Consider the following 26,404-nt stretch of genomic DNA (forward strand, 5'->3'; position numbering starts at 1 on the left):
TATTTCCCAACAGCGCAGCGGTCTATTTTAAATCTTAAAAGTAATCACCGGACGTTTAGAATGGTTGACCAAATCTTCACTAATACTGCCGTTAAAAAAATGCGCAATACCCTGGCGGCCATGTGTGCTTATCCCAATTAAATCCGCATCCATTTCTTTTGAAAAGTTCAAAATGCCAATTTCCACACTTTCGTCATTATAGATGTGGGTGGTGTAATTTTTAAAATTAGAATCTTTTATAAACTCTTGAATGCGTTTGTTTGCTTCTGCAGTAGGCGTAAAGTTATTGGCGGTATTCACCATGACCAAATGCATTTGAGCGCCAAACGCTTCGGCAAATTTTGTGGCTTGCTTATAGGTTTCCTTATTATCTTTATTAAAATCTGATGCAAAAACAAACCGATCAACACTAAACTCGGCATGTTCATTTTTGATGACCAATACGGGTAAGTCTGAGGTGCGGACCACCTTTTCTGCATTAGAGCCAATAAACATTTCTTTTAATCCTGTGGCGCCATGAGACCCCATCACAATTAAATTGACGTTGTATTCATGACAGGTGTCAATTACGCTACTAAAAGAGGGGTAGTTTTTAACAATATCATGTACCACAAGGCCTTTTAAATAGTCTCGAGACAGCAGGTTTTCAAACTTTTGTTGGGCCAGTTTCATAAAAAACATGGCTTCTGGTAAGGGGCTGGGAGAACTCATCATGTCAACTTCTTGTAGGGGTAGTTCTAACATGTGTAACAAATAAATTTCAGAACCATGTTTTTTAGCCAATTGTGCAGCTACTTTTAGAGCATTTTCTGCTTGTTCTGAGAAGTCGGTGGGTACAAGAATTTTTTTCATGACGAGGAAGCTGCTTAGTGAATTATAAATTTAATAATAAAAATCGACTTTATATCCTTTGGATAAATCAATAAAAAAATTGTATATTTGCACCGCTGAATGGTAAAAGAAAACACGAGGGGACAAGAAAGTCCCCTCTTTTTATACTAATTATATGCTGAGTGAGAAGACAGTTAATGCTTTAATAGAGAGCGCATTAGTAGAAAGACAGGATCTTTTTTTAATCGATTTCACGATAAGCCCTGAGAGTAAAATCAGTGTGGTTATTGATGGAGATAAGGGTGTGACTGTAGAAGACTGCATGTTTATAAGTCGTGCTATTGAGAACAATTTGGACAGAGAAGAAGTTGATTTTTCTTTGGATGTTGCCTCTGCGGGTGCAACTTCGCCATTGGTCAACATCAGGCAGTATAGAAAAAATGTTGGCAGAACCTTGGGAGTGAAAGCAAAACCTGATTTGAAATTTGAAGGGGAATTAACAGCCGTTGATGATGCAGGAGTGACCTTGGAGTGGAAAACAAAAGAACCTAAACCAGTAGGTAAAGGTAAAATAGTGGTAAACAAGCAGGCTAAAATTATGTATGATGATATTTTAGAAGCTAAAGTGATAATAAAATTTTAATTCGATAAGTTATGGAGAATATTGCGTTAATTGATTCTTTTTCAGAATTTAAGGACGATAAATTAATCGATCGTGTAACCTTAATGGCGATTTTAGAAGATGTTTTGAGGAATGCATTGAAGAAGAAGTATGGAGATGACGATAACTTTGATATCATTATAAATCCTGATAAAGGAGATTTAGAAATTTGGAGAAATAGAATTGTGGTTGCTGATGGTGAGGTTGAAGAGCCTAACCAAGAGATTGAATTGTCTGAAGCACGCAAAATCGAACCAGATTTTGAAGTGGGTGAAGATGTAGCGGAGGCTGTAAAACTTATTGATTTGGGAAGACGTTCAATTTTGGCATTGCGTCAAAATTTAATTTCTAAAATCCATGAGCATGACAATACGAATATCTACAAGCACTTTAAAGATTTAGTAGGTGAAATTTACACCGCTGAGGTGCACCATATTCGTCACAGAGCTATTATCTTGTTGGATGACGAGGGTAACGAAATCATTCTTCCAAAAGAAAAACAAATTCCTTCTGATTTCTTCCGTAAAGGAGAAAATGTAAAAGGTATTATAGAAAGTGTCGAGCTTAAAGGTAATAAGCCTACCATTATCATGTCTAGAACAGCACCAGTATTTTTGGAGAAATTGTTCGAACAAGAAATTCCAGAAGTTTTTGACGGTTTAATTACCGTTAAAAAAGTGGTACGTATGCCAGGCGAAAAAGCAAAAGTAGCGGTAGATTCTTATGATGACAGAATTGATCCAGTTGGCGCTTGTGTGGGTATGAAAGGGTCAAGAATTCATGGTATTGTAAGAGAGTTGGGTAATGAAAATATTGACGTGATCAATTACACTACAAACATCCAGTTGTTCATTACCAGAGCATTAAGCCCGGCAAGAGTAACCTCTGTAAAGCTTAATGAAGAGACCAAACGTGCTGAAGTCCTTCTTAAACCAGAAGAAGTTAGTAAGGCAATTGGTAGAGGTGGACACAATATCCGTTTAGCTGGACAGTTAACAGGTTATGAAATTGACGTGTTTAGGGAAGGTGCTGAAGAAGATGTTGAATTATCAGAATTTACTGATGAGATTGAAGGTTGGATTATTGCAGAATTCAGCAAAGCAGGATTGGATACTGCTAAGAGTATATTAGAACAAGATGTTCAGGATCTGGTTAAAAGAACCGATCTAGAGGAAGAAACCATTTTAGATGTTATCAGAATTCTTAAGGAAGAATTTGAAGAATAACACATATTAAGTTATATTAGAAGCAATTTATGGCTGATACAATTAGATTAAATAAAGTATTAAGAGAGCTCAATATTTCCATTGATCGCGCAGTTGATTTTTTAGAATCAAAGGGCGTGACTGTGGATAAGAGTCCCAATACGAAAATATCAGAGGATGTACATACCATTCTGTCCAATGAATTTCAAACAGACGCCAATAAGAAAGTGGCCTCTCAGGAGGTTAGTGAGGCTAAGCTGAAAGAAAAGGAAGAATTACGTGTGCAGCGCGAGAGGGAGATTGAGGAGAAACTGAAAAAAGAAGAGGCCAGCAAGCAAGTTGTAAAAGCGAAAGGATCTTTAAGTGGACCTAAACAAGTTGGTAAAATTGATTTGGACCCGAAGAAGTCTGAAAAAATCGAAAAAACTGAACAACCTAAGCCTGAAGAACCTAAAGTTGAAAAGCCTCAGCCTGAAGAGTCTAAGGAGGAAAAACCTGAGACTGAAGAGCCTAAGGTTGACAAGCCAGTTGAAGAGCCAAAAGAGTCTAAACCTTCAGAAAAGGCACCTCCAGTAGAAAAAGAAACGCCAAAGGTTGAAGCGCAAGCAGAGACCAAGGCTGAACCTAAGAAAGCTGAAGCGCCTAAAGAAGACGTTAAGAAAGCAGAACCAGTCCAAAAGACTGAGGCGCCTAAAACGACTGAAGCTCCTAAAGGTCCAGAAGTTGCCCAAACACCTAAAACTCCTGAGTTGGGTGATGAGCAAATTAAAACACAATACCAGAAATTAACTGGTCCTAAAATTGCTGGAGAAAAGATAGATCTTTCTCAGTTCAACAAACCGAAAAAGAAAAAAGAAGAACGCAAACCTGCCGGTGCTGCTGCTGACGCCAATAAGAAAAAGAGACGTCGTATCAGTAAAGGTCCAGCTGCTCCTGGTGATAAACCAGCTTTTGGCGCTAATAGAGGAACAAGTCCTAACTACAAAGGGAAACCTGGAGGTAGAACCAGTACTGTAAAAGAAGAGCCAAGTGAAGCTGACGTACAAAAACAGGTACGTGAGACTCTTGAAAAACTTCAAGGGAAAACCAATAAAGGTAAAGGCGCTAAATACAGAAGAGACAAGAGAGATCAACACCGTACGCAAACGGAAAAAGACATTGAGCAGCAAGCTGCAGAAAGTAAAGTGTTGAAAGTGACTGAATTTGTTACGGCAAGTGAAGTCGCAACGATGATGGATGTGCCAGTAACGCAAATTATTTCGGCGTGTATGTCCCTAGGAATGATGGTAACGATGAACCAACGTTTGGATGCTGAAACCCTATCGGTTGTAGCTGACGAATTTGGGTATGAAGTAGAATTTGTAACCTCTGACCTTGAAGATAGCATTGTAGTTGTTGAAGATAAACCTGAAGATTTAATCACACGTGCGCCTATTGTTACAGTAATGGGTCACGTAGATCATGGTAAAACATCTCTTTTGGATTATATTCGTAAAGAAAATGTCATTGCTGGTGAGTCTGGAGGTATTACACAACATATTGGTGCATACGGGGTGCAATTGGAGAATGGTCAAAAAATGGCATTCTTAGATACACCAGGTCACGAGGCCTTCACGGCCATGCGTGCACGTGGTGCCCAAGTAACAGATTTAGCAATTATTGTAATTGCTGCTGATGATGCGATCATGCCGCAAACTAAAGAAGCAATTTCCCATGCGCAAGCTGCGGGAGTGCCAATTATTTTTGCGATCAATAAAATAGATAAGCCAAGTGCAAATCCGGAAAAGGTAAAAGAAGGCTTAGCACAAATGAACCTTTTGGTGGAAGACTGGGGTGGAAAAATCCAATCTCATGATATTTCAGCTAAGACAGGTGAAGGTGTTAAAGAATTACTGGAAAAAGTATTACTTGAAGCTGAATTGTTAGAGCTGACGGCCAATCCTAATAAAAATGCTGTTGGTACAGTAGTAGAAGCCTTTTTAGATAAAGGAAGAGGGTATGTGTCAACCATATTAGTACAAGCCGGAACCTTAAAAGTAGGAGATTATGTCCTAGCTGGTAAAAACAGTGGTAAAGTGAGAGCAATGCATGATGAACGTGGAAATGACGTGAGATCAGCAGGCCCTTCAACACCAGTATCAATCTTAGGATTGGACGGTGCACCACAGGCCGGTGATAAATTTAATGTATTTGCTGATGAGCGTGAAGCCAAGCAAATTGCTGCCAAACGTACACAATTACAACGTGAACAATCGGTAAGAACACAACGTCACATTACACTTGATGAAATTGGTCGTCGTATCGCCCTTGGAGATTTCCAAGAGTTGAACATTATCCTTAAAGGTGATGTGGACGGATCTGTAGAAGCATTAACAGATTCATTCCAGAAATTATCTACTGAAGAGATTCAGGTAAATATTATCCATAAAGGTGTTGGTGCCATTACTGAAAGTGATGTGTTACTAGCTACGGCTTCTGATGCTATTATTATAGGATTTAATGTACGCCCAATGGGTAATGCACGTCAAATAGCAGATAAGGAAGAAATCGATATCAGAATGTATTCTATTATCTATGATGCCATCAATGATCTTAAGGACGCTATGGAAGGCATGTTGTCTCCAGAGCTAAAAGAAGAAATTACAGGTACTGCAGAAATTAGGGAAATCTTTAAAGTTTCTAAAGTTGGAACGATTGCTGGATGTATGGTTACTTCTGGTAAGATATTTAGAAACTCAAGTATCCGTTTAATTAGAGAAGGTGTAGTGGTCTATACAGGTGAACTATCGTCTCTGAAACGATTTAAAGATGATGCTAGAGAGGTTTCTAAAGGTTATGACTGTGGTATGCAAATTAAGAACTACAACGACATTAGAGAAAGTGATGTTATTGAAGCCTTCCACGAAGTTGAAGTGAAAAAGAAATTGAAATAATTTTAATTTATAAAACCTAAAAAAGCGACTCAAACGAGTCGCTTTTTTTGTTTGGTAATCTGTCGTTTTTTTCACTGATTAGAGTGCGACTCAAACCTTAAGGAGGTTGGATGATTCGCAGATCGTAAATTAATTTTCGAATCTGGCACTTTTATGATTTACTAGAATGAGGGTGGATTGATTAACACACCGAAGAGGTGCGTCTAGTGTTTTTACAAACATCCCCATAATCTTACTTGTTGTTTTTAGGGAGCAATATAAAAGCGTTATTGTAATCTTTTTTAACGGTCATAAGCGCTCGGTCAGCTTCCAATCTGGTTCTGAAATTCCCAACCCATATTTTGTAATTAGGTTGTTCGTATTCAATGGAGTTGCTCCAGTCTGGATACAAGTTGCCTACTTGACTCTTTGCAGACTCAGCACCGCCTCTAGAGCCATTATACACTTGAATCTTAAACGCGTTGACACTGCGCAAATCTTTTTTAAACTCCAAAAGCTTATCGATGTCTTTGTTTTGGTCAATAGAAACAACACCTTTTTGGGCATGAGCCGTAAGAGATGTCGCAACAAATGTCAATGCAATAAGGGCTGTTTTTACAATGGGTTTTATCATGGAATTTTCTTCTTTATGGGTGAATAATCTTTGTTTGTTAAACGAAATGATTTAAACTCAAACCATTTGGATTTTACAAAAATATAAAATTAATTTGCAATCTGCTCATGTCATTTTAATTAACTATAATAAGCCTTAATTTATTATTTAGAATGTTTATAAATTATCAATTAACACTTCTGTAACATTTCCATAATCGACTTTAAGTATTACTTTTGGCTGATATTTTATAACTGTATTTTTTTCATTTTAATGAAAAAATCATACCAAAGTTTGGAAGATAACTCAACTAACAATATGAAACAGGTGATACACCGTAAATTGGCCGCTAATATGCTAAAATTAGGGTTCTTTATTTTACTTACGTTTTCAACATCGCTTCAGGCCCAGGATGGTGATCCTGCCAAGGGAAAAACACTCTACAATGCCAACTGTGCCGCATGTCATAAATTAGACGGGCCAATGACTGGTCCTGAACTCCGTAATATCGAGAAACGTTTGGCTGATGAGCAAGGTCTTGATAGAGAATGGTTAACTGCGTGGATCCACAATAGTGCTGGCCTTATCAAATCTGGTGATGCTTATGCCAATCAAATTTACAACGAGTACAATAAGATGCCGATGAGTCCTTTTCCTCAGTTGTCAGATCAGGATATCAGTGATATCTTGGCGTATACAGCACAAGAAAAAGCAGCACCTCCTGCTCCAGTAGCGGGAGCAGAAAGCAATGGTGGCGGTGGCGGTGATTCTGGTACTTCAAATACTTTGATTCTTGGGGCCTTGGCTGTGTTATTTGCATTATTGGCAATGGCCTTAGTTTTGGTAAGACGTACGTTAAACCGTTTTGCTGAAGCCAAAGGTGTGGTTATAGAAGAGGAAAAAGGAGTTTCTATCTGGAGAGCTTTTGTTCAAAATCAATTCTTGGTCTTGGTTACTGTTATTTTATTGTTGTTGGCCAGTGGTTACTTTGTGTATGGTTACTTTATGCAGGTAGGCGTTGATCAAGGTTATGAACCAGTTCAGCCTATACACTACTCCCATAGAATCCATGCCGGAGATAACGGTATCGATTGTAAATATTGCCACTCTTCTGCTAGAGTGAGCAAGCAATCTGGGATTCCATCATTAAACGTGTGTATGAATTGTCATAAGTCTATTTCTGAAGTGACGCCAGAAACCCTTGCTGAAGGAAAAGAGTACGGTGTAGATTACAATGCAGAAATCGAAAAACTTTATGCTGCCACCGGTTGGAGTGCAGCAGATCAAAATTACACAGGAGAAGCACAACCCGTAAAATGGATTCGTATCCATAACTTACCTGACTTTGCTTATTTCAATCACTCACAACACGTCACGGTTGGTGGTATAGAATGTCAAACCTGTCACGGTCCTGTTGAGACTATGGAGGTTGTGTCTCAGGAAGCGCCATTAACTATGGGCTGGTGTATCAATTGCCATAGAGAGACTGAAGTAAAAGTTGAGGATAATGCATATTACACTAAAATTCACGAGCAGTTATCTAAAAAATATGGTGTTGAAAAACTTACCGTAGCACAAATGGGAGGTTTAGAATGTGGTAAATGCCATTATTAAACGAAAAATAGAGAGCTAATCCTTATACAGGAGCTTTTGAACAAACAAAAAAAGGTATAACATCTTAGAATTATGATTGACGATTTACGATTGCCAATATTAGTGTCAATCCGTAAATTAGAATCGTAGATCGAAACTCAAAAATCGTAAATATAAATTATGTCATCAAACAAGAAATACTGGAAAAGTGTTGAGGAGCTAAATACAGATAGCTCTATTGTTGAGGCGCTTAGGCAAAACGAATTTGTTGAAGAAATTCCCACTGACGAATTTTTAGGCAGCAAATCCAATTTGGAGAAGTCTTCAACAACACGTCGTGATTTCTTAAAATATGTTGGTTTCAGTACAGCAGCAGCCTCCTTGGCAGCTTGTGAAGGACCGGTAGTCAAATCCATTCCTTACGTTGTGCAGCCAGAAGAAATCATACCTGGTGTGGCTAATTATTACGCTACTACAATTGCTGATGGTTTTGATTTTGCAAGTGTTTTAGTGAAAACTCGCGAAGGTCGTCCTATTAAAATTGAAAATAATGATTTAGCACCCGGACAAAGTGGTGTTAATGCTAGAGTTCATGCCTCTGTATTGGGGTTGTACGACAATTTAAGGGTTAAAGGTCCTCAAAAACAAGGGAAAGACATTTCGTGGTCAACATTCGATTCTGAAACAAATCAGAAATTGACAGATGTTATGAATGGTGGTAAAGAGATTGTGTTATTGACACAAACTTTTGCCAGTCCTTCAACCAGTAAGTTGATTTCTACATTTAAAGAAAAGTATGGTTCTGTACGCCACGTGGTGTATGATGCGGTATCTGAATCTGCTGGATTGGATGCGTATCAAGCAAAATATGGCGAACGTGCTTTTGCAAATTATGATTTATCAAAAGCTACGGTAATCGTTTCTGTTGGAGCTGATTTTCTTGGCGATTGGCAAGGTGGCGGATTTGAATCTGGATATTCACAAGGGCGTGTTCCAAAAGATGGGAAGATGTCCAGACATATTCAAGTAGAATCTAACATGTCTTTAACCGGTGCCAATGCTGACAAACGTATTCCTGCAACACCTTCGCAACAAAAACAGGCCTTAGCTAAATTATACAGTTATGTTATTGGTCAATCTGTGTCTACAGACTTGCCTGCACATATTGATGAAAGTATTCAAAAAGTAGCGTCGGAATTAAAGAGGGCCGGAAGTAATGCTGTTGTGCTTACAGGCATCAATGATGTCAATGCCCAAACAGTTGCCCTTGAGATTAATGCCGCGTTAGGAAGTAAGGCATTTGATGCAGCAACTCCGGTAAAAACAAGACAAGGTAGTGATAAGGACGTCATGACTTTAGTAGCAGATATGAAAGCTGGTAAAGTTGGTGCCATTATTATGAGTGGTGTCAATCCGCTTTATACCTTACCAAATGCAAAGGAATTTGCTGAAGGATTAAGACAAACAGAATTGTCTATCGCGTTTTCTATGAAAGCAGACGAGACAGGATCTGAAACTCAATATATTGCTGCAGCGCCTCACTATTTAGAATCTTGGGGAGATGTAGAGCTTAAAAAAGGTCATTTTGGGTTAACACAGCCCACTATACGTCCACTATTTGATACACGCCAGTTTCAAGATGCGCTCTTAAAATGGACTGGAAGCGATCTTTCTTATTATGAATATATTAAAGACAATTGGGATACAGGTGTACTAGGTGGTGCTTCGTTCAATCAAGCATTGCACGATGGGATGTTTGTGGCTACTGGTTTAACCGGTCTTTTGGCATCAGGACCAGAATCAGCACCTGAAGGGGATGCTGCAAGCCAAACCATGACTGCCTCTTCAGGAGGTGCTGCTGCAAGAGCTTTGGCTACTGCTTCTAAAGGTCAGGGGATGGAATTACAGCTCTATACCAAAACAGGTATGGGAGATGGACAACAAGCCAATAACCCTTGGTTACAAGAGTTCCCAGATCCAATTACAAGAACGTCATGGGATAACTACGTGACTGTTTCTAGTACCGATGCAAAAAAATTAGGCATTAAGAACTGGCAAGTGTCTGATGGTGGTCTTAATGGTAGTTTGGTTGAAGTAACGGTTAATGGCTATGCCATGACTGTACCGGCAATCATCCAGCCTGGTCAAGCGGTAGGTTCTTTAGGAATGGCGTTTGGTTACGGACGTACAAAAGGTCTAAAAGAAGAAATGCAAGTAGGTGCTAACGCTTACCACTTCTACAATAATTTTAATAATGTTCAGGACGTATCTGTTAAATTGGTAGTTGGAGAACACGAATTTGCGTGTATACAGTTGCATAACACCTTAATGGGACGTGGTGACATTATTAAGGAGACCACTCTTGAAGTTTTCAATACAAAGGATCAAAAGTACTGGAATGCAGTGCCTCAAGTATCCTTAAATCATATAGAAACACCTGTTACGTCACCCGATGTTGACTTATGGGATGAGTTTGACAGGTCTATTGGGCATCACTTTAACTTGTCTATTGATCTTAACGCGTGTACCGGTTGTGGTGCTTGTGTTATTGCCTGTCATGCAGAGAACAATGTGCCTGTAGTAGGGAAAGCTGAGGTTAGAAAAAGTAGGGATATGCACTGGTTGCGTATTGATAGATATTATTCTTCTGAAGATACCTTTACTGGTGATATCAATAAGAAAGAAGCTGCAAGTGGTTTAAGTGGTGATACTGGTATCAAGAATACCTTACATGAAATGGAAATCGCGGCAGACAATCCTCAGGTAGCCTTCCAACCCATTATGTGTCAGCATTGTAACCACGCACCTTGTGAAACCGTTTGTCCGGTGGCTGCAACATCTCATGGACGTCAAGGCCAAAACCATATGGCGTATAACCGTTGTGTGGGTACGCGTTACTGTGCAAACAACTGTCCTTATAAAGTACGTCGTTTCAACTGGTTCTTGTACGCTAAAAATGATGAGTTTGATTACCACATGAACAATGACCTTGGTCGTATGGTATTGAATCCTGATGTTGTTGTGCGTTCTCGTGGTGTGATGGAAAAATGTTCGTTGTGTATTCAAAAAACACAAAAAACAATTCTTGATGCTAAGCGTGATGGACGTGAAATTAAAGATGGTGAATTCCAAACAGCATGTTCTGCTGCCTGTGGCACTGGAGCCATGGTATTTGGAGATATCAATGATAAAGAAAGTAAAGTTGCGAAACTTAAAGAAGATAAACGTATGTATCACCTCTTGGAATACGTTGGTACTAAACCCAACGTACAGTACCACACCATAGTGAGAAATACAACCGAAGCATAAAAATTAATTAAGAAATAATTCTAAAAGCATTATGGCGTCTCATTACGAAGCACCTATTAGAAGACCTTTAGTTAGAGGTGAAAAATCATACCACGACGTTTCCGTGGATATAGCTAGGCCTGTAGAAGGACAAGCCAATAAGTCGTGGTGGATAGTTTTTTCTATCGCGCTTCTCGCTTTTCTTTGGGGAATTGGCTGTATCATTTATACCGTCTCAACAGGAATTGGGGTTTGGGGTCTTAATAAAACCGTTGGTTGGGCCTGGGACATTACCAATTTCGTTTGGTGGGTAGGTATCGGTCACGCAGGTACACTGATTTCAGCAGTACTGTTATTGTTCCGTCAAAAATGGCGTATGGCAATTAACCGTTCTGCGGAAGCAATGACCATTTTCGCGGTTGTTCAAGCAGGATTGTTTCCTATTATACATATGGGCCGTCCGTGGTTAGCGTATTGGGTATTACCGATTCCTAATCAATTCGGATCATTATGGGTTAACTTTAACTCGCCTTTACTTTGGGACGTGTTTGCAATTTCAACCTATTTATCGGTATCATTAGTATTCTGGTGGACTGGTTTATTACCTGATTTTGCGATGTTACGTGATAGAGCGGTGAAACCTTTTCAAAAGAAAATTTATTCTTTATTGAGTTTTGGATGGTCAGGAAGAGCAAAAGATTGGCAACGTTTTGAAGAAGTATCTTTGGTTCTTGCTGGTTTGGCAACACCACTTGTACTATCTGTACATACCATTGTATCTTTTGACTTTGCTACCTCAGTCATTCCAGGATGGCATACCACTATTTTTCCTCCATATTTTGTTGCTGGAGCGGTATTCTCTGGTTTTGCGATGGTGAACACACTGTTGATCATTATGAGAAAAGTAGTGAGCCTTGAAGATTATATCACTGTTCAACATATTGAGTTGATGAACATCGTCATCATGATTACGGGTTCTATTGTTGGTGTAGCCTATATTACTGAGTTGTTTATCGCCTGGTATTCTGGAGTTGAATATGAGCAATACGCCTTCTTAAATAGAGCAACCGGACCTTACTGGTGGGCCTATTTATTCATGATGAGCTGTAACGTATTCTCTCCACAGTTTATGTGGTTCAAAAAGTTGAGAACAAGTATTATGTTTTCGTTCTTTATTTCTATCGTGGTAAACGTTGGGATGTGGTTTGAGCGTTTCGTAATTATTGTGACGTCTTTACATAGAGATTACTTGCCATCATCATGGACTATGTTTTCTCCAACCTTTGTTGATATCGGAATTTTTATCGGAACGATCGGATTCTTCTTTGTATTATTCTTACTGTATGCACGTACATTCCCGGTGATTGCACAGGCAGAGATCAAAACGATTTTAAAGTCATCTGGTCAGAGTTACAAGAACATTAGAGATACGGGCGGCAGTTTGGTAGGTACAGGTTCAGATGCGCGCACCCATAAAGTGGTTCCGCATTCAGGTTCACCAATTATAGTGGATGAAAGATCAACGGCTAGAGCTCATGATCCGCAAGCAATTACTAAGCTGATAGCTGGTGTTGGAACATTTGATCCGCTAACCCATACTAAAGACGACTTACAGCAAATTAACGGAATAGGGTCAAATACAGAAGAAGTTCTTAATGGCATTGGTATCTATTCTTACCTTCAAGTAAGCAATATGACCACAATAGAATATGACTTGTTTGACGAGATTACGGCATCTTCTCCAGGAATGGCTGAGCGTGATGATTGGGCAGGACAGGCTAAAATATTAATTAACAACAAATAGTAGTATGGAAGTATCTTCAAAAGTTATTCACGCTATTTATACAGATGATGATGTCTTAATGGCTGCCGTTAAGAAAGTACGGGCAGAACGGTATCACATTGAAGAAATATACACGCCTTTTCCGGTACACGGATTAGATAAGGCAATGGGATTGGCACCTACAAGATTAGCTATTACGGCTTTTATTTACGGCGTAATAGGTCTTGCAGTTTCAGTGGTTATGATGGATTATATCATGATTGACGACTGGCCTCAAAACATTGGTGGTAAACCAAGTTTTAGCTATATCGAAAACATGCCAGCGTTTGTACCGATCATGTTTGAGTTGACCGTGTTTTTTGCTGCCCATTTAATGGTGATCACCTTTTATTTGCGCAGTAAACTATGGCCGTTTAAAGACGCTGAAAACCCTGATACCAGAACCACAGATGATCATTTTTTGATGGAAATCAGCGCAGGGCACAATATCGATGAACAGTTTGATATATTGAGAAATACAGGAGCAGTAGAAGTTACCTTAATTGATAAAGCACACTAATACACATGAAAAGCTTATTTAAATTAGTAGTATTGATGGTCGTTTTGATCTCTTTTGCATCATGTCAAAATAAATCGAAACCCAATTATCAATATTTCCCAGATATGTATGAGTCAGTAGGCTATGAAGCTTATGGAGAAGCTGATTTTTTACCTAATGGAATGGAAGCCAAGTTACCTGCAGAAGGTTCTGTAGCAAGAGGTCATAAACCTTTTGATATTGATGGAAGCCTCCAAGGGTATGACCTCGCCAAAGCAACGTTGATGAATCCGTTGGATTCTACGCAAATTGATTCGCCAAGAGGTGGTCAGTTATATGATATTTACTGTGCTGTTTGTCACGGTAAAAAAGGTGATGGCCAAGGGATCTTGGTAACACGCGAAAAGATTTTGGGAGTACCTGCTTTTGATGATGCGGGAAGAGCCTTAACCCAAGGAAGTGTTTACCACACCATTTATTACGGTAAGAACGTCATGGGATCTTATGCCAACCAATTAAATGAAGAAGAGCGTTGGCAAGTTGTGGATTACGTGATGCAACTTAAATCAGAATTAGGAGGAAGTCAGACTGTTAAAGATTCAATATAGATATGTATACAATTTCAAATAAATTAAAGACATTTTCCATCATCCTGATTGTTCTGGGTGTTTTAGGAGTGGCTTATGGTTTTATGACATCTCATAAATCTTTAGAAGAGGTAAAAACGATGCTTGCTCAAGATGGCGCGCACGGTGGAGGACATGAAGCCACTACAGAGGCTCATGTTGTAGCCGGTGTTGAAAATCAGGACGATAATACACATGATGAAAACGCATACGATGCTACTGCAGATGTAGAGCAAGGATCACACGATGATGGGCATGCAGCACACGTGCAAGAACAATTGGCAAAAAGACCATGGTCTGCAATGTATGTCGCGGCCTTTTTCTTTATGATGATTGCATTGGGAGTTTTAGCTTTCTACGCTATTAATGTGGCAGCCCAATCAGGTTGGTCTCCATTACTTAATCGCGTTATGGAAGGTATTACTGCCTATTTATTGCCTGGTGCCATTATAGTAGTAGCTATTGCAGTGGGATCACATTATATTGGTCACCATAACGAAATTTTTATCTGGATGAACCCTGATGTGGTGGCTGATGATAAATTAATTCAAAACAAATCTAGTTATTTAAATATTCCATGGTTTATTATTAGAGCCGTTATATTTATTGGGGGATGGTCAGCGTATAGATATTTTGCGCGTAAATTCTCTATCGCGCAGGATACTGCTGAACCAGGCGATAACAGATACTTTAAAAAATCATTTAGAATTGCAGCGGCATTCTTAGTATTCTTTATTTATACAGAATCTATCATGTCTTGGGATTGGGTTATGAGTGTTGATCCACACTGGTTCAGTACCTTGTTTGGATGGTATGTACTCTCAGGAATGCTTGTAAGCGGGGTTACCGTCATTGCAATGGTAGCCATCTTCCTGAAATCATTGGGACATTTACCTTTAGTGAACGACAGTCATATTCATGATTTAGCAAAATACATGTTCGGGTTTAGTGTGTTATGGGCCTATTTATGGTTCTCGCAGTTCATGTTGATCTGGTATGCTAATATTCCTGAAGAGGTAACGTATTTTGTAACCCGTATTGAAGATTATAATTTACCGTTCTTTGGAATGTTGGTTCTTAATTTCTTGTTCCCATTGTTAATTTTGATGAACAGTGATTATAAGCGTATTCCTTGGTTTGTAATGATGTGTGGTGTTCTTATTTTAGTGGGCCATTATATTGATGTTTTCGTGATGATTATGCCAGGAAGTGTAGGTGATCAATGGTTCATTGGTATTCCTGAAATTGGATCTATCTTATTGTTTGCTGGTCTATTCTTATTGGTGATATTTTCGTCATTGGCCAAGGTACCTTTAACAGTAAAGAACAATCCATTTATCAAGGAGAGCGAACATTTCCATTATTAATAACAATATATAAAGAAGAGAAACGACAATGACTGCTTTATTTACAATTATCATAGTACTTTTCATAGCGGTAGCTATTTGGCAAATGGTCAAAATATTTGATCTGGCTCAAGTTAGTGCCGATACCTCAACTGGTGGAATTGCAACAGATTACGATAATAAGGTCAACGGCTACTTAATGATTGGCTTCTTAGTCTTTATTTATGCCCTTACCATAATTTCTTTTGTAAAATGGGGGCATTTGCCATTAATGTCTAACGCTGCCTCTGAACATGGGTCTGAAGTAGATAACCTGATGATAATCTCTATGGCGGTTATTTTTACCGTACAGATTATTACACAATTCTTATTGCATTACTTCGCTTTTAAATACAGAGGTGAAAAAGGGAAAAAAGCCCTATTCTTTGCTGATAATAATACATTGGAAGCCATTTGGACAATCATACCAGTCATTGTGTTGGCAGGATTGATTATCTACGGTTTGTTTACATGGACGTCTATCATGAATGTAGACGAAGATGCTGACCCAATGATTGTGGAAATTTACGGCCAACAGTTTAACTGGACAGCACGTTATTCAGGACAGGATAATGTGTTAGGCATGGCTAACGTAAGATTGATTGATATAGACAAGGCCAATGTTTTGGGAATTGATGAAGCTGACCCCAATGCACAGGATGATATTGTAGTTAAGGAATTACATTTGGTTGTTGGAAAGCCGGTACTATTTCAAATCCGTTCTCAAGATGTATTGCACTCAGTATATATGCCACACTTTAGAGCACAGATGAACGCTGTTCCTGGCATGATCACTAAGTTTGGTTTTACACCTACCATTACTACCAAAGAGATGCGTGAAACCCCAGAAATGATTGATAAGGTTAATAATATCAATGAGATACGGGCTGAAAAAAGTAAAGGACTGACGGCTGAGGGTAGAGATGCCTTGGATCCTTATGAGTTCCATTTCCTGTTACTTTGTAACAAGATTTGCGGGAAGTCTCACTATAATATGCAAATGAATATTATAGTAGAAACCCAAGAAGAGTATGATGCCTGGATTAAAGAGCAAACAACCTTCAAAGAATCATTGAAATAATAACAAAAATCGTTTTAAAAAAGTATATATAGATTATGTCAACACACGCAGTAGATACTCACGCACACGACGACGATCACGGACATCATCACAAAGAAACCTTTGTAACCAAGTATATTTTTAGTCAAGATCATAAAATGATCGCGAAGCAATACCTCATTACAGGTACCTTAATGGGGATCATTGGAGTTTTGATGTCGATTATGTTTCGTATTCAAATTGCATGGCCAGAGGAGCCAAATGTACTTTTTGAAGCATTATTGGGCAAATGGGCGCCAGGAGGTGTTATGGATGCTGATATTTATTTGGCATTGGTAACCATTCACGGTACCATCATGGTATTTTTCGTATTGACTGCTGGTTTGAGTGGAACTTTTAGTAACCTGTTAATTCCATTGCAAATTGGAGCACGAGATATGGCTTCGGGATTTTTGAACATGGTATCGTATTGGTTATTTTTCCTTTCAAGTATCATCATGTTAATGTCATTATTTGTTGAAGCAGGTCCTGCGGCAGCTGGGTGGACTATTTATCCTCCATTGAGTGCCTTACCAATGGCTCAAGGTGGTTCAGGTATGGGGATGACCTTATGGTTAATCTCTATGGCTATCTTTATTGCATCCTCCTTATTAGGATCATTAAATTACATTGTTACGGTAATTAATATGCGTACCAAAGGGATGAGCATGACGCGTTTGCCTTTAACTATTTGGGCATTCTTTGTTACAGCCATCATTGGTGTCGTATCATTCCCAGTATTATTTGCTGCAGCGTTGTTATTGATTATGGATAGAAGTTTTGGAACGTCCTTTTTCTTATCCGATATCTTTATTCAAGGTGAAGTATTGCATTACCAAGGTGGATCGCCAGTACTTTTTGAACATTTATTCTGGTTCTTAGGTCACCCTGAAGTCTATATCGTGATTTTACCAGCGATGGGAATAGTGTCAGAAATTATGGCCTCCAATTCACGTAAACCGATCTTTGGATACCGCGCGATGGTGGCTTCTATTTTAGCAATTGCCTTTTTATCAACAATTGTTTGGGGTCACCATATGTTCGTGTCAGGAATGAACCCATTCTTAGGATCCGTATTTACATTTACAACCTTATTAATTGCAATTCCATCAGCAGTAAAAGCCTTTAACTGGATTACGACCTTATGGAAGGGGAATCTCCAGATGAACCCTGCCATGTTGTTCTCTATCGGATTTGTATCGACGTTTATCACAGGTGGTCTAACAGGAATTATTCTTGGAGATAGTGCCTTAGATATTAACGTTCACGATACCTATTTCGTTATTGCCCACTTCCATTTAGTAATGGGGATCTCAGCAATTTATGGGATGTTTGCAGGGGTTTACCACTGGTATCCTAAAATGTTTGGCAGAATGTTAAATAAGAATTTAGGATACATTCACTTCTGGATAACTGCAATTTGTGCGTACGGGGTGTTCTTTCCAATGCATTTTATCGGAATGGCAGGGTTACCAAGACGTTATTATACCAACTCAGCGTTTCCATTGTTTGATGATTTAGCTGATGTGAATATTGTCATTACAATCTTTGCTATTATTGGTGGGATTGTTCAGATTGTGTACTTGTATAATTTCTTTACCAGTATGTTTATGGGTAAGAAAGCAGTTCAAAATCCATGGAGATCAAATACATTGGAGTGGACTACACCTGTTGAGCATATCCACGGGAACTGGCCAGGAGCAATTCCTCATGTATACCGTTGGTCTTATGACTATAGCAAACCAGGGCATGACGACGATTTTGTACCCCAGAATGTGCCTTTAAAAGAAGGTGAAGAGGAGTTACAACATTAAAATACATTTGAAAGCGGGATTGCATTATTCAATCTCAAAATTCTATCATATCATAAAGGCCTTTCTGAATAAGAAAGGCTTTTTGTTTATCTTTGTTTTCGATCAATCGGAATTATACCAATTGACATTAGTATTAATTAAAATGAGATTCCCACGTTCGTGGGAAGTAACATGAACGAGAACCTAAATCCATCCAACGACAATTTTTCTCCTGAAGAATTTGATGTCGAGAAAAAATTAAGACCCTTATCCTTTGATGATTTTTCTGGACAGGATCAAGTATTGGAAAATTTGAAAATCTTTGTTGAAGCGGCAAACCAAAGAAATGAAGCTTTAGATCACACCTTGTTTCATGGTCCTCCAGGGCTTGGTAAAACCACGTTGGCCCATATTTTAGCCAGTGAGTTGGGTGCCGGCATTAAAGTGACCTCTGGTCCTGTATTGGACAAGCCAGGAGACCTTGCGGGGCTTTTGACCAATCTCGATGAGCGCGATGTATTGTTTATTGACGAAATCCATCGGTTGAGTCCTATTGTAGAAGAGTATCTCTATTCTGCCATGGAAGATTACAAGATTGATATCATGATTGAATCAGGACCAAACGCCAGAACTGTTCAAATAAACTTGAATCCATTCACCTTAATTGGCGCTACCACGCGCTCGGGGCTATTAACCTCACCAATGCGTGCGCGCTTTGGGATTCAAAGTCGGTTGCAATATTATAACACGGAATTATTAACTACAATCACCCAACGTAGTGCCTCCATTTTAAACGTTCCTATCTCAATGGAAGCTGCCGTGGAAATTGCCGGACGGAGTAGAGGAACACCCCGAATTTCAAACGCATTGTTGCGTCGTGTGCGCGATTTTGCTCAGATAAAAGGTAACGGAAGCATTGACATTGCCATTGCGAAATTCGCCCTTAAAGCATTAAACGTCGATGCTCACGGACTTGATGAAATGGACAACAAAATTTTGATCACCATTATTGATAAATTCAAAGGCGGACCCGTTGGTATCACCACCTTGGCAACAGCCGTGAGTGAGAGTGCAGAAACCATTGAGGAGGTTTATGAACCCTTTTTGATTCAACAAGGCTTTATCATGCGCACCCCTCGCGGTAGGGAAGTAACAGAATTAGCATATAAGCATCTGGGGAAAATAAAGGCTAATCTACAAGGAGGATTGTTTTAAGTAAATTTGTAAAATGGATTTGTTTAGGGGCATTCTCATTGAGTTTAACACATTCCGATTTCAATTAACCAGCACAATAAGGTTCTCATAATGCCACCCAATAAAGAAATTCCATCAGTTCCATTAATTCGTTTTCTGAAACACTCTTTGGAAATCCTAAAGAACCCGCTTCCATTCCACAATGCCAACTTTACTGCTAAAGGAGATACCTTTAAATTAAACATTGGTTTTTCCAACGGAGTTATATTTTCCCGTGATGCTGCTTTTGCGGAATACGTTCTTCAGAAAAATCAGAAAAATTATACCAAGTCTAAAATCCAAACTGTAGATTTAGTAAAATATGTTGGCAAAGGCTTATTGACTTCCGAAGGCGAGTTATGGAAAAAACAACGCCAGTTAATTCAACCGGCATTTCATAAAAAGCAATTGGCCAATTTATTGGGGAAAATTCAAAGTGCTATCCTGACGGAATTTAAAAACATTCAAGTTGGTAAGACGATAGATATGTTTCCAGTTTTCAATGATCTTGCTTTTCAAACCGTAGTGAAATCTTTATTCAGTAGCGCGGCAAGTACTGAAGACATTAACAGATTACAGTTTATTACAGAAGCGGCTCAGAAAATGTTGGTGAGAGAACTTCGTCAACCGTATTTGGGCTGGTGGTTTAAAGCTAGTGGTACCATTGAAAAACATTTGGAGCTGACCAGGGGAGCCCGTCACATACTCAAAAATATCGTGAATACCAGACGTAAGTCTCAAGAACAGCATGACGATTTGTTGGATATGCTTTTAGAAGCCCGTTATGAGGATGGCAATTTTATGGATGAGGAACAATTGATTGATGAAATCTTGATTCTCTTTACCGCAGGACATGAAACTACCTCAAATGCCCTCACCTTTACGTTTCAACTCTTAGCTAAGCATCCGGAGTGGCAAGACAAAATTTATGAGGAAAGTCTGCAAACTTCATCAGACTCTGGATATCTAATGCAAGAGGTGATGGCTTCCACCATTTGCCAACAGGTCATAGAAGAAGCGATGCGCTTATACCCGCCTGTCTATTTTATTGATCGCGTGAATATTGAGGAAGATGAATTTAATAACATGATCTTTAAAAAAGGATCAAATTTGTTATTTTCCATTTACGAAATACACCGTCATCCACAACTCTGGGAGCAGCCGAATGAATTTTTACCAGAACGTTTTGAGGTCGGCAGCCGTAAATTCTCATCCCAATATTTTCCTTTTGGGGCAGGACCAAGAAAATGTATAGGTAATAATTTTGCCATGTTTGAGATGATCATTGCGGTAACGGAGTTGGTTAGAAACTATAAAATTTACCCAGAATTTGAGGCTATTGAAATCACACCCTTAATAACTTTAAAACCGAAGAATGCGCTATTGAGATTTGAAAGTCGTTTATAATGCTATACTGTCAGGCTGAGCGCAGTCCGACAGATAATTAATAAGGTAAATTTAAAAATTGCAAAATAAATCAACATACAGCCAACTCATAAAATCTGAAGCCAAACGCCTCGGTTTTTTGTCGTGCGGTATCAGCAAAGCACAATTTTTGGAAGAGGAAGCACCACGATTGGAACGTTATCTCAACAACAATATGCATGGAGAAATGCGTTATATGGAAAACCATTTCGACAAACGATTGGACCCGACGAAACTTGTAGAAGATTCAAAATCCGTTATTTCTTTACTATTGAATTATTATCCTGAAGAGCAACAAATAGATCATACCTATAAACTGAGTAAATATGCTTACGGCACAGATTATCATTTTGTCATTAAAGACAAATTAAAATCACTTCTCAATTATATTCAAGAAGAAATTGGAGAGGTTCATGGTCGTGCGTTTACAGATTCTGCACCTGTTTTGGATAAAGCATGGGCAGCCAAGTCAGGATTAGGCTGGGTTGGGAAACACACCTTATTATTAACCCAACAGGCAGGCTCGTTTCATTTTGTGGCAGAATTAATCCTTGATCTCGAATTGGAATACGACCTGCCCACAACAGATCATTGTGGTACCTGTACCAAATGTATAGATGCCTGCCCAACCCAAGCCATTACTGACCCGTATGTTGTGGACGGCAGCAAATGCATCTCCTATTTTACTATTGAATTAAAGGAAAATATCCCCACCGAGTTTAAAGGGCAATTTGATGATTGGATGTTTGGTTGTGATATTTGCCAAGATGTGTGCCCTTGGAATCGTTTCTCCAGAGCGCATAGTGAGCCTTTGTTCAATCCACACCCGGAGCTATTGTCCATGACCAAAAAAGATTGGGAAGAAATTACTGAAGATGTGTTTAGGGACCTTTTTAAAAAATCGCCAGTAAAGCGCACGAAGTTTGAAGGGTTACAACGGAATATTTTGTTTTTAAAGGACCGCTAATCTAATTATACCAAACCGGTGTCGGTTTCCCTAAGTCAAAACTCTGAAAACCAAAATCTTCAGTCTCAAAAGCATTGGTTTTAATAATGTTTGCGCCTTGCCCTGGTATTTGTGGATAGAATGAAAACGACACCTGAAAGGAACTGAACACCAAATAATCATTCCTGATGATCAACCCTGCACCAAATGAAGAATAAAGTTTACTTTTCGTAATTGACCTGCCTTCATTCCCCAAGGCAGCAGCACTTAAATTAACATACGGATTCAATCGAAACCCAAACACTTCCCAAGGCGAGTAGAATTGGGTTTGTAAAGACAAGACATACTTTTTGGTGCCCATAAAATCACTGTCAAACCCGCGTATACCTGCGCCATCGTTAAGGTCGAAGTTGTTATCATAAACACCTCTAAACTTGTTGTTATAATCAATGGTAAGTCGGTCGCCTTCAGAATCCAACCTGTTTGTGCCAATGAGTATTTGAGGTTTTACAAACTGACGCATTCTCCAATCATTCCCTAAAGATATTAAATTGGTAAAGTAATTGGCCTTTAAAGAAATGGTAGTTTGTTCTAAGTGACCGTTGTCCACAAAAGACCCAATCTCAAAATTAGTACTCAAAAACCCCCAATTAAAATAATTGCCATGGGAGGCCTTGGCGCCAAGATACATTCGGTCATGCTGCTGCTTCCTTTGATAGCCACCGGTTACGGCATACACAGTGCCAACGGGTACATCTTCAATGGTTCCATCCCTAAAAATATAATCGTCTTTTATAAATTGACGAGAAGCAATTCCCATACTTCCCAAATAAAACGATTCGTTAGCAAAATAACCAACAGGATCATATTCGGCAGACGGACGTTCTTTATAGTCTACACGTAAATAACGCGCGCTGGTTATAAAGTTGGTGGTTCTTTCTTTTTCAGAATTACCCTTAAAAAGCTGATATGCATGACCACCCCAAAAATCTTGGGTTACATATTTAAAATCTTGTGGCTGTGGTTCAGGATCACCGTTTTGAATATATTCTTTCCGATATTGCTCATCAAGGTAAATACCACCAGCCCATCTCGCCAAAGCAGTGTAAAACGGTCGGTCAATTTTTAGAAGTTTGGTGGAATACCCATTTAAATCTGTTTTGTAGGCCAATGTGGTTTCTATAAATGTATTTTTAAAATTCGGAATGGTATAGCGCGTATCATAACCATAGTTACCATCTTCCAAACTTTTAACAAGGGTATTATTAAACTCATGTCCAATGCCTAAGAAATTCCTATTCTTTAATTTTAATTTTGTTTTTGAAGTGGATGCCGTGGCGTTTGGAATTAAACTCCAGGAGTCTAAAACTTCAATGTTGACATCTATAGAATCTTGGGAGTTACCTACGCTTTTTGCGGTAACTTCAACACGCCTGATATAATTTTGTGAACGTAACAAACGCTCGCTCTCTCGCAGTAGAAACGTATCTAGCGGTGTTTTCTCTTTAATCAACAAGGTGTTTCTTATAGCAAAAGGTTTTGTTTTTATATGGATAAAATTTCCAGTCTTTTCTACCCAGCTATTAGCTGTTTGTGTGCTATCTGTAAATGAAAATCCAAATGGATCATGACTTCCAATAGTGATGTGGCGGATAATTTTCCCTTGAAAAAGTGCGAAATCTTGTTTGGACTGATTTTTAACCGCGTTTACTGGTTTTTTTTCAGTGGACCTGAATACGAGTTTGTGTAGTGCTTTGGTAAATTTTCTTTTTTTTGAATAGTCTTCAATTTTTTGGTACATGTTAACAGAGTCCTTCTCGGCTATCTGTTCCTGCGAGACACTTACGCTATGACCTAAGAAAAAAAGAGTTATAAAAATAAAAATTTTTAGAGGCATCGGTACATTGGGGATTCAAAAATATAACTTACAAATATAATTTAATTGAAGGGTTCAATATCAAAAATATAGCGCTGTAAAACTATTTATTTTTTATTTAAAAAAAGAAGGAATTTGCATTAGATAATTAGATCACATTCGCCATGTCCTAACGGTAATTCCTATCCAAATAATTTTATGTAATTCCAATTAATGTCCATCATCTTTTCTCATAAAACGCTTACCTTTGTTTCTTATCAAAATTTCAAGTTATATGAGCAAGCAGAGCAAACGTAGAGAGGCATTAATATATCACGCAAAACCAACACCTGGTAAAATTCAGGTCGTTCCTACCAAAAAATACGCGACCCAACGCGATTTGTCCTTGGCCTATTCGCCGGGAGTTGCAGAACCTTGTTTGGAAATTGCCAAAGATGTCAACAACGTTTACAAATATACTGCCAAAGGTAATTTGGTAGCCGTAATTTCTAATGGTACTGCCGTTTTAGGCTTGGGAAATATTGGTCCTGAAGCTTCTAAACCTGTCATGGAAGGCAAAGGCCTGCTCTTCAAAATATTTTCTGATATTGATGTGTTTGACATTGAAGTCAATACTGAAAATGTTGAAGAATTTATCCAAACCGTCAAAATGATAGCCCCAACTTTTGGTGGTATCAATTTGGAGGATATTAAAGCCCCAGAAGCGTTTGAAATTGAGCGTCGCTTAAAAGCAGAATTGGATATTCCGGTTATGCACGATGACCAACACGGAACGGCTATCATTTCTGCGGCAGCGTTATTGAATGCCTTAGAAATTGCTGATAAAAAAATTGATGAGGTTCAAATTGTCATCAGTGGTGCTGGTGCAGCTGCTATTTCATGTACGCGTTTATACCAAGCGTTTGGTGCCAAACGCGAGCATATTGTTATGACTGACAGTAAAGGGGTGATCAGACAAACGAGAACAGATTTAACGGCAGAAAAGGCAGAATTTGCCACCCACCGCGATCTAGAAACATTGGCAGACGCCATGCACAATGCCGACGTGTTTATTGGCTTATCCACGTCTAACATTCTCTCTCCAGATATGTTGTTGTCCATGACAGAAAATCCTATTGTTTTTGCATTGGCCAATCCAGACCCCGAAATTGATTACCAACTTGCTCTAGATACCCGCAAGGATGTCATTATGGCTACAGGGCGTTCTGACCATCCTAACCAAGTTAATAATGTGCTCGGATTTCCATATATTTTTAGGGGTGCTTTAGATGTAAGGGCTACTAAAATCAATGAGGCTATGAAAATGGCAGCAGTGACCGCGCTCGCTAATCTGGCAAAACAGAATGTTCCTGAACAGGTGAATATTGCTTATGGAGAAACACATTTAACCTTTGGAAGAGAATATATTATCCCAAAACCTTTTGATCCACGTTTAATTGCTGAAGTGCCTCCTGCCGTAGCAAAAGCGGCTATGGAGAGTGGGGTGGCTAAAGAAGCTATTTATGACTGGGATAAATACCGTGATAGTTTACTGGAACGTTTGGGCTCTGATAATAAAATTGTCCGATTACTTACCAACCGTGCAAAAATGGATCCTAAGCGCGTTATATATGCTGAAGCGGATCATCTTGATGTGTTAAAAGCAGCACAAATAGCGTATGACGAAGGGATTTCCATTCCTATTTTATTGGGAAGAAGGGAAACCATTTTAAGTTTAATGGCTGAAATTGAATTTGACGCCAATGTTGAAATCATCGATCCTAAAACGGATGATGAAGAAATACGCCGCAATAGATATGCAGAAGTGTATTGGTCTCAACGTAAACGCAAAGGGGTAACGCTTTATTCGGCACAAAGACTGATGAGAGAACGCAATTATTTTGCGGCAATGATGGTCAATGAAGGTGATGCTGATGCCCTGATCTCTGGATTTTCGCGCAGTTACCCTTCCGTTGTAAAGCCAATGTTAGAGCTTATTGGATTGGCAAAAGGCGCCACGCGTATCGCGACTACCAATCTGATGATGACCCAACGTGGCCCTATGTTCTTAAGTGATACGTCGATCAATATAGATCCCCCAGCGGAAGATTTGGCTACAATTGCCCAAATGACTGCCAGAACGGTAAAAATGTTCGGAATGGAACCGGTTATGGCAATGATATCTTTTGCCAACTTTGGCTCTTCTCCGAGTCCAAGAGCAACAAAAGTAAGAGACGCTGTCAAAATCTTGCACGAGAACAATCCTGAGTTGTTGGTTGATGGAGAGTTGCAAACAGATTTTGCCCTCAATCAAGAAATGCTCCAGGAAAATTTTCCATTTTCAAAATTGGCGGGTAAAAAAGTCAATACGCTTATATTCCCTAGTTTAGATTCCGCAAACATTACCTATAAACTTTTAAAAGAACTGAATAACGCCGAATCTATTGGGCCAATCATGATGGGCATGCGCAAACCTGTGCACATTCTTCAATTGGATGCCAGTGTGGATGAGATTGTAAACATGACCGCAATTGCCGTAATTGACGCGCAGTATAAGGAAAAAAAGGAGCTGGAAACTAAGGCAGCCTTAGAACAGCAATCTGCGAGACAATGAAAAT

18 protein-coding genes are annotated in these 26,404 nt (G+C 39.0%); 15 read left to right on the forward strand and 3 right to left on the reverse strand.

The window, feature by feature from the left end; translation table 11 throughout:
• Positions 1-27 precede the first annotated feature (27 nt).
• Positions 28-852, reverse strand: a complete 825-nt coding sequence (locus JEM65_RS16305) for a universal stress protein (protein ID WP_199601796.1) — start codon at positions 850-852, stop codon at positions 28-30.
• Positions 853-1,006: 154 nt separating this feature from the next.
• Between JEM65_RS16305 and rimP the strand changes: the two genes are divergently transcribed.
• From rimP to infB, 3 genes are read left to right on the forward strand one after another with little or no spacing between them, the layout of a single operon-like run.
• Complete coding sequence (rimP, locus tag JEM65_RS16310) at positions 1,007-1,474, forward strand: ribosome assembly cofactor RimP (RefSeq protein WP_199601798.1); 468 nt, start codon at positions 1,007-1,009, stop codon at positions 1,472-1,474.
• A gap of 11 nt (positions 1,475-1,485) precedes the next feature.
• A complete protein-coding gene (nusA, locus tag JEM65_RS16315; RefSeq protein ID WP_199601800.1) occupies positions 1,486-2,718 on the forward strand; it encodes a transcription termination factor NusA in 1,233 nt (410 codons plus the stop codon).
• A gap of 29 nt (positions 2,719-2,747) precedes the next feature.
• A complete protein-coding gene (gene infB, locus JEM65_RS16320) occupies positions 2,748-5,630 on the forward strand; it encodes a translation initiation factor IF-2 (RefSeq protein ID WP_199601802.1) in 2,883 nt (960 codons plus the stop codon).
• A gap of 232 nt (positions 5,631-5,862) precedes the next feature.
• Here the strand turns inward: infB and JEM65_RS16325 are convergent, their stop codons facing one another.
• Positions 5,863-6,243, reverse strand: a complete 381-nt coding sequence (locus tag JEM65_RS16325) for an SPOR domain-containing protein (protein ID WP_199601804.1) — start codon at positions 6,241-6,243, stop codon at positions 5,863-5,865.
• A gap of 297 nt (positions 6,244-6,540) precedes the next feature.
• On the opposite strand from JEM65_RS16325, the gene JEM65_RS16330 reads away from it, so the two are divergent.
• The 11 genes from JEM65_RS16330 (at position 6,541) to queG (ending at position 21,952) form a co-directional block, all read left to right on the forward strand.
• Positions 6,541-7,836 carry a c-type cytochrome gene (locus tag JEM65_RS16330; protein ID WP_199601806.1) on the forward strand — a complete coding sequence of 432 codons (1,296 nt, stop codon included), beginning with the start codon at positions 6,541-6,543 and terminating at the stop codon, positions 7,834-7,836.
• A 159-nt stretch (positions 7,837-7,995) separates the two neighbouring features.
• Positions 7,996-11,124 carry a TAT-variant-translocated molybdopterin oxidoreductase gene (locus JEM65_RS16335; RefSeq protein ID WP_199601813.1) on the forward strand — a complete coding sequence of 1,043 codons (3,129 nt, stop codon included), beginning with the start codon at positions 7,996-7,998 and terminating at the stop codon, positions 11,122-11,124.
• A 31-nt stretch (positions 11,125-11,155) separates the two neighbouring features.
• Positions 11,156-12,907 (forward strand): NrfD/PsrC family molybdoenzyme membrane anchor subunit, encoded by a 1,752-nt coding sequence (nrfD, locus tag JEM65_RS16340; RefSeq protein WP_199601817.1) that lies wholly within the window; start codon positions 11,156-11,158, stop codon positions 12,905-12,907.
• Positions 12,908-12,911: 4 nt separating this feature from the next.
• Positions 12,912-13,445, forward strand: a complete 534-nt coding sequence (locus JEM65_RS16345; protein ID WP_199601819.1) for a DUF3341 domain-containing protein — start codon at positions 12,912-12,914, stop codon at positions 13,443-13,445.
• A 5-nt stretch (positions 13,446-13,450) separates the two neighbouring features.
• A complete protein-coding gene (locus tag JEM65_RS16350; RefSeq protein WP_199601821.1) occupies positions 13,451-14,032 on the forward strand; it encodes a c-type cytochrome in 582 nt (193 codons plus the stop codon).
• A gap of 2 nt (positions 14,033-14,034) precedes the next feature.
• Positions 14,035-15,417 carry a quinol:cytochrome C oxidoreductase gene (locus JEM65_RS16355; RefSeq protein ID WP_199601823.1) on the forward strand — a complete coding sequence of 461 codons (1,383 nt, stop codon included), beginning with the start codon at positions 14,035-14,037 and terminating at the stop codon, positions 15,415-15,417.
• A gap of 28 nt (positions 15,418-15,445) precedes the next feature.
• Positions 15,446-16,516, forward strand: a complete 1,071-nt coding sequence (locus JEM65_RS16360; protein ID WP_199601825.1) for a cytochrome c oxidase subunit II — start codon at positions 15,446-15,448, stop codon at positions 16,514-16,516.
• A 35-nt stretch (positions 16,517-16,551) separates the two neighbouring features.
• Entirely contained in the window at positions 16,552-18,348 is a 1,797-nt protein-coding gene (locus JEM65_RS16365; RefSeq protein ID WP_199601827.1) for a cytochrome c oxidase subunit I, read from the forward strand.
• A 171-nt stretch (positions 18,349-18,519) separates the two neighbouring features.
• The gene (ruvB, locus tag JEM65_RS16370; RefSeq protein WP_199601835.1) at positions 18,520-19,542 is read left to right on the forward strand and encodes a Holliday junction branch migration DNA helicase RuvB; all 1,023 of its coding nucleotides are present in this window, start codon (positions 18,520-18,522) and stop codon (positions 19,540-19,542) included.
• Between the two features lie 90 nt (positions 19,543-19,632).
• Entirely contained in the window at positions 19,633-20,967 is a 1,335-nt protein-coding gene (locus tag JEM65_RS16375) for a cytochrome P450 (RefSeq protein WP_199601849.1), read from the forward strand.
• Between the two features lie 58 nt (positions 20,968-21,025).
• Complete coding sequence (gene queG, locus JEM65_RS16380) at positions 21,026-21,952, forward strand: tRNA epoxyqueuosine(34) reductase QueG (RefSeq protein WP_199601851.1); 927 nt, start codon at positions 21,026-21,028, stop codon at positions 21,950-21,952.
• Position 21,953: 1 nt separating this feature from the next.
• On the opposite strand, the gene JEM65_RS16385 is transcribed toward queG, so the two are convergent.
• Positions 21,954-23,732 carry a hypothetical protein gene (locus tag JEM65_RS16385; RefSeq protein WP_233530698.1) on the reverse strand — a complete coding sequence of 593 codons (1,779 nt, stop codon included), beginning with the start codon at positions 23,730-23,732 and terminating at the stop codon, positions 21,954-21,956.
• Positions 23,733-24,081: 349 nt separating this feature from the next.
• On the opposite strand from JEM65_RS16385, the gene JEM65_RS16390 reads away from it, so the two are divergent.
• Positions 24,082-26,400, forward strand: coding sequence for an NADP-dependent malic enzyme (locus JEM65_RS16390; protein ID WP_199601855.1), 2,319 nt, complete (start codon positions 24,082-24,084; stop codon positions 26,398-26,400).
• The last annotated feature ends 4 nt before the right edge of the window (positions 26,401-26,404 follow it).

The sequence above is a fragment of the Gelidibacter salicanalis genome (assembly GCF_016469035.1).
Classification (GTDB): Bacteria; Bacteroidota; Bacteroidia; order Flavobacteriales; family Flavobacteriaceae; genus Gelidibacter; species Gelidibacter salicanalis_A.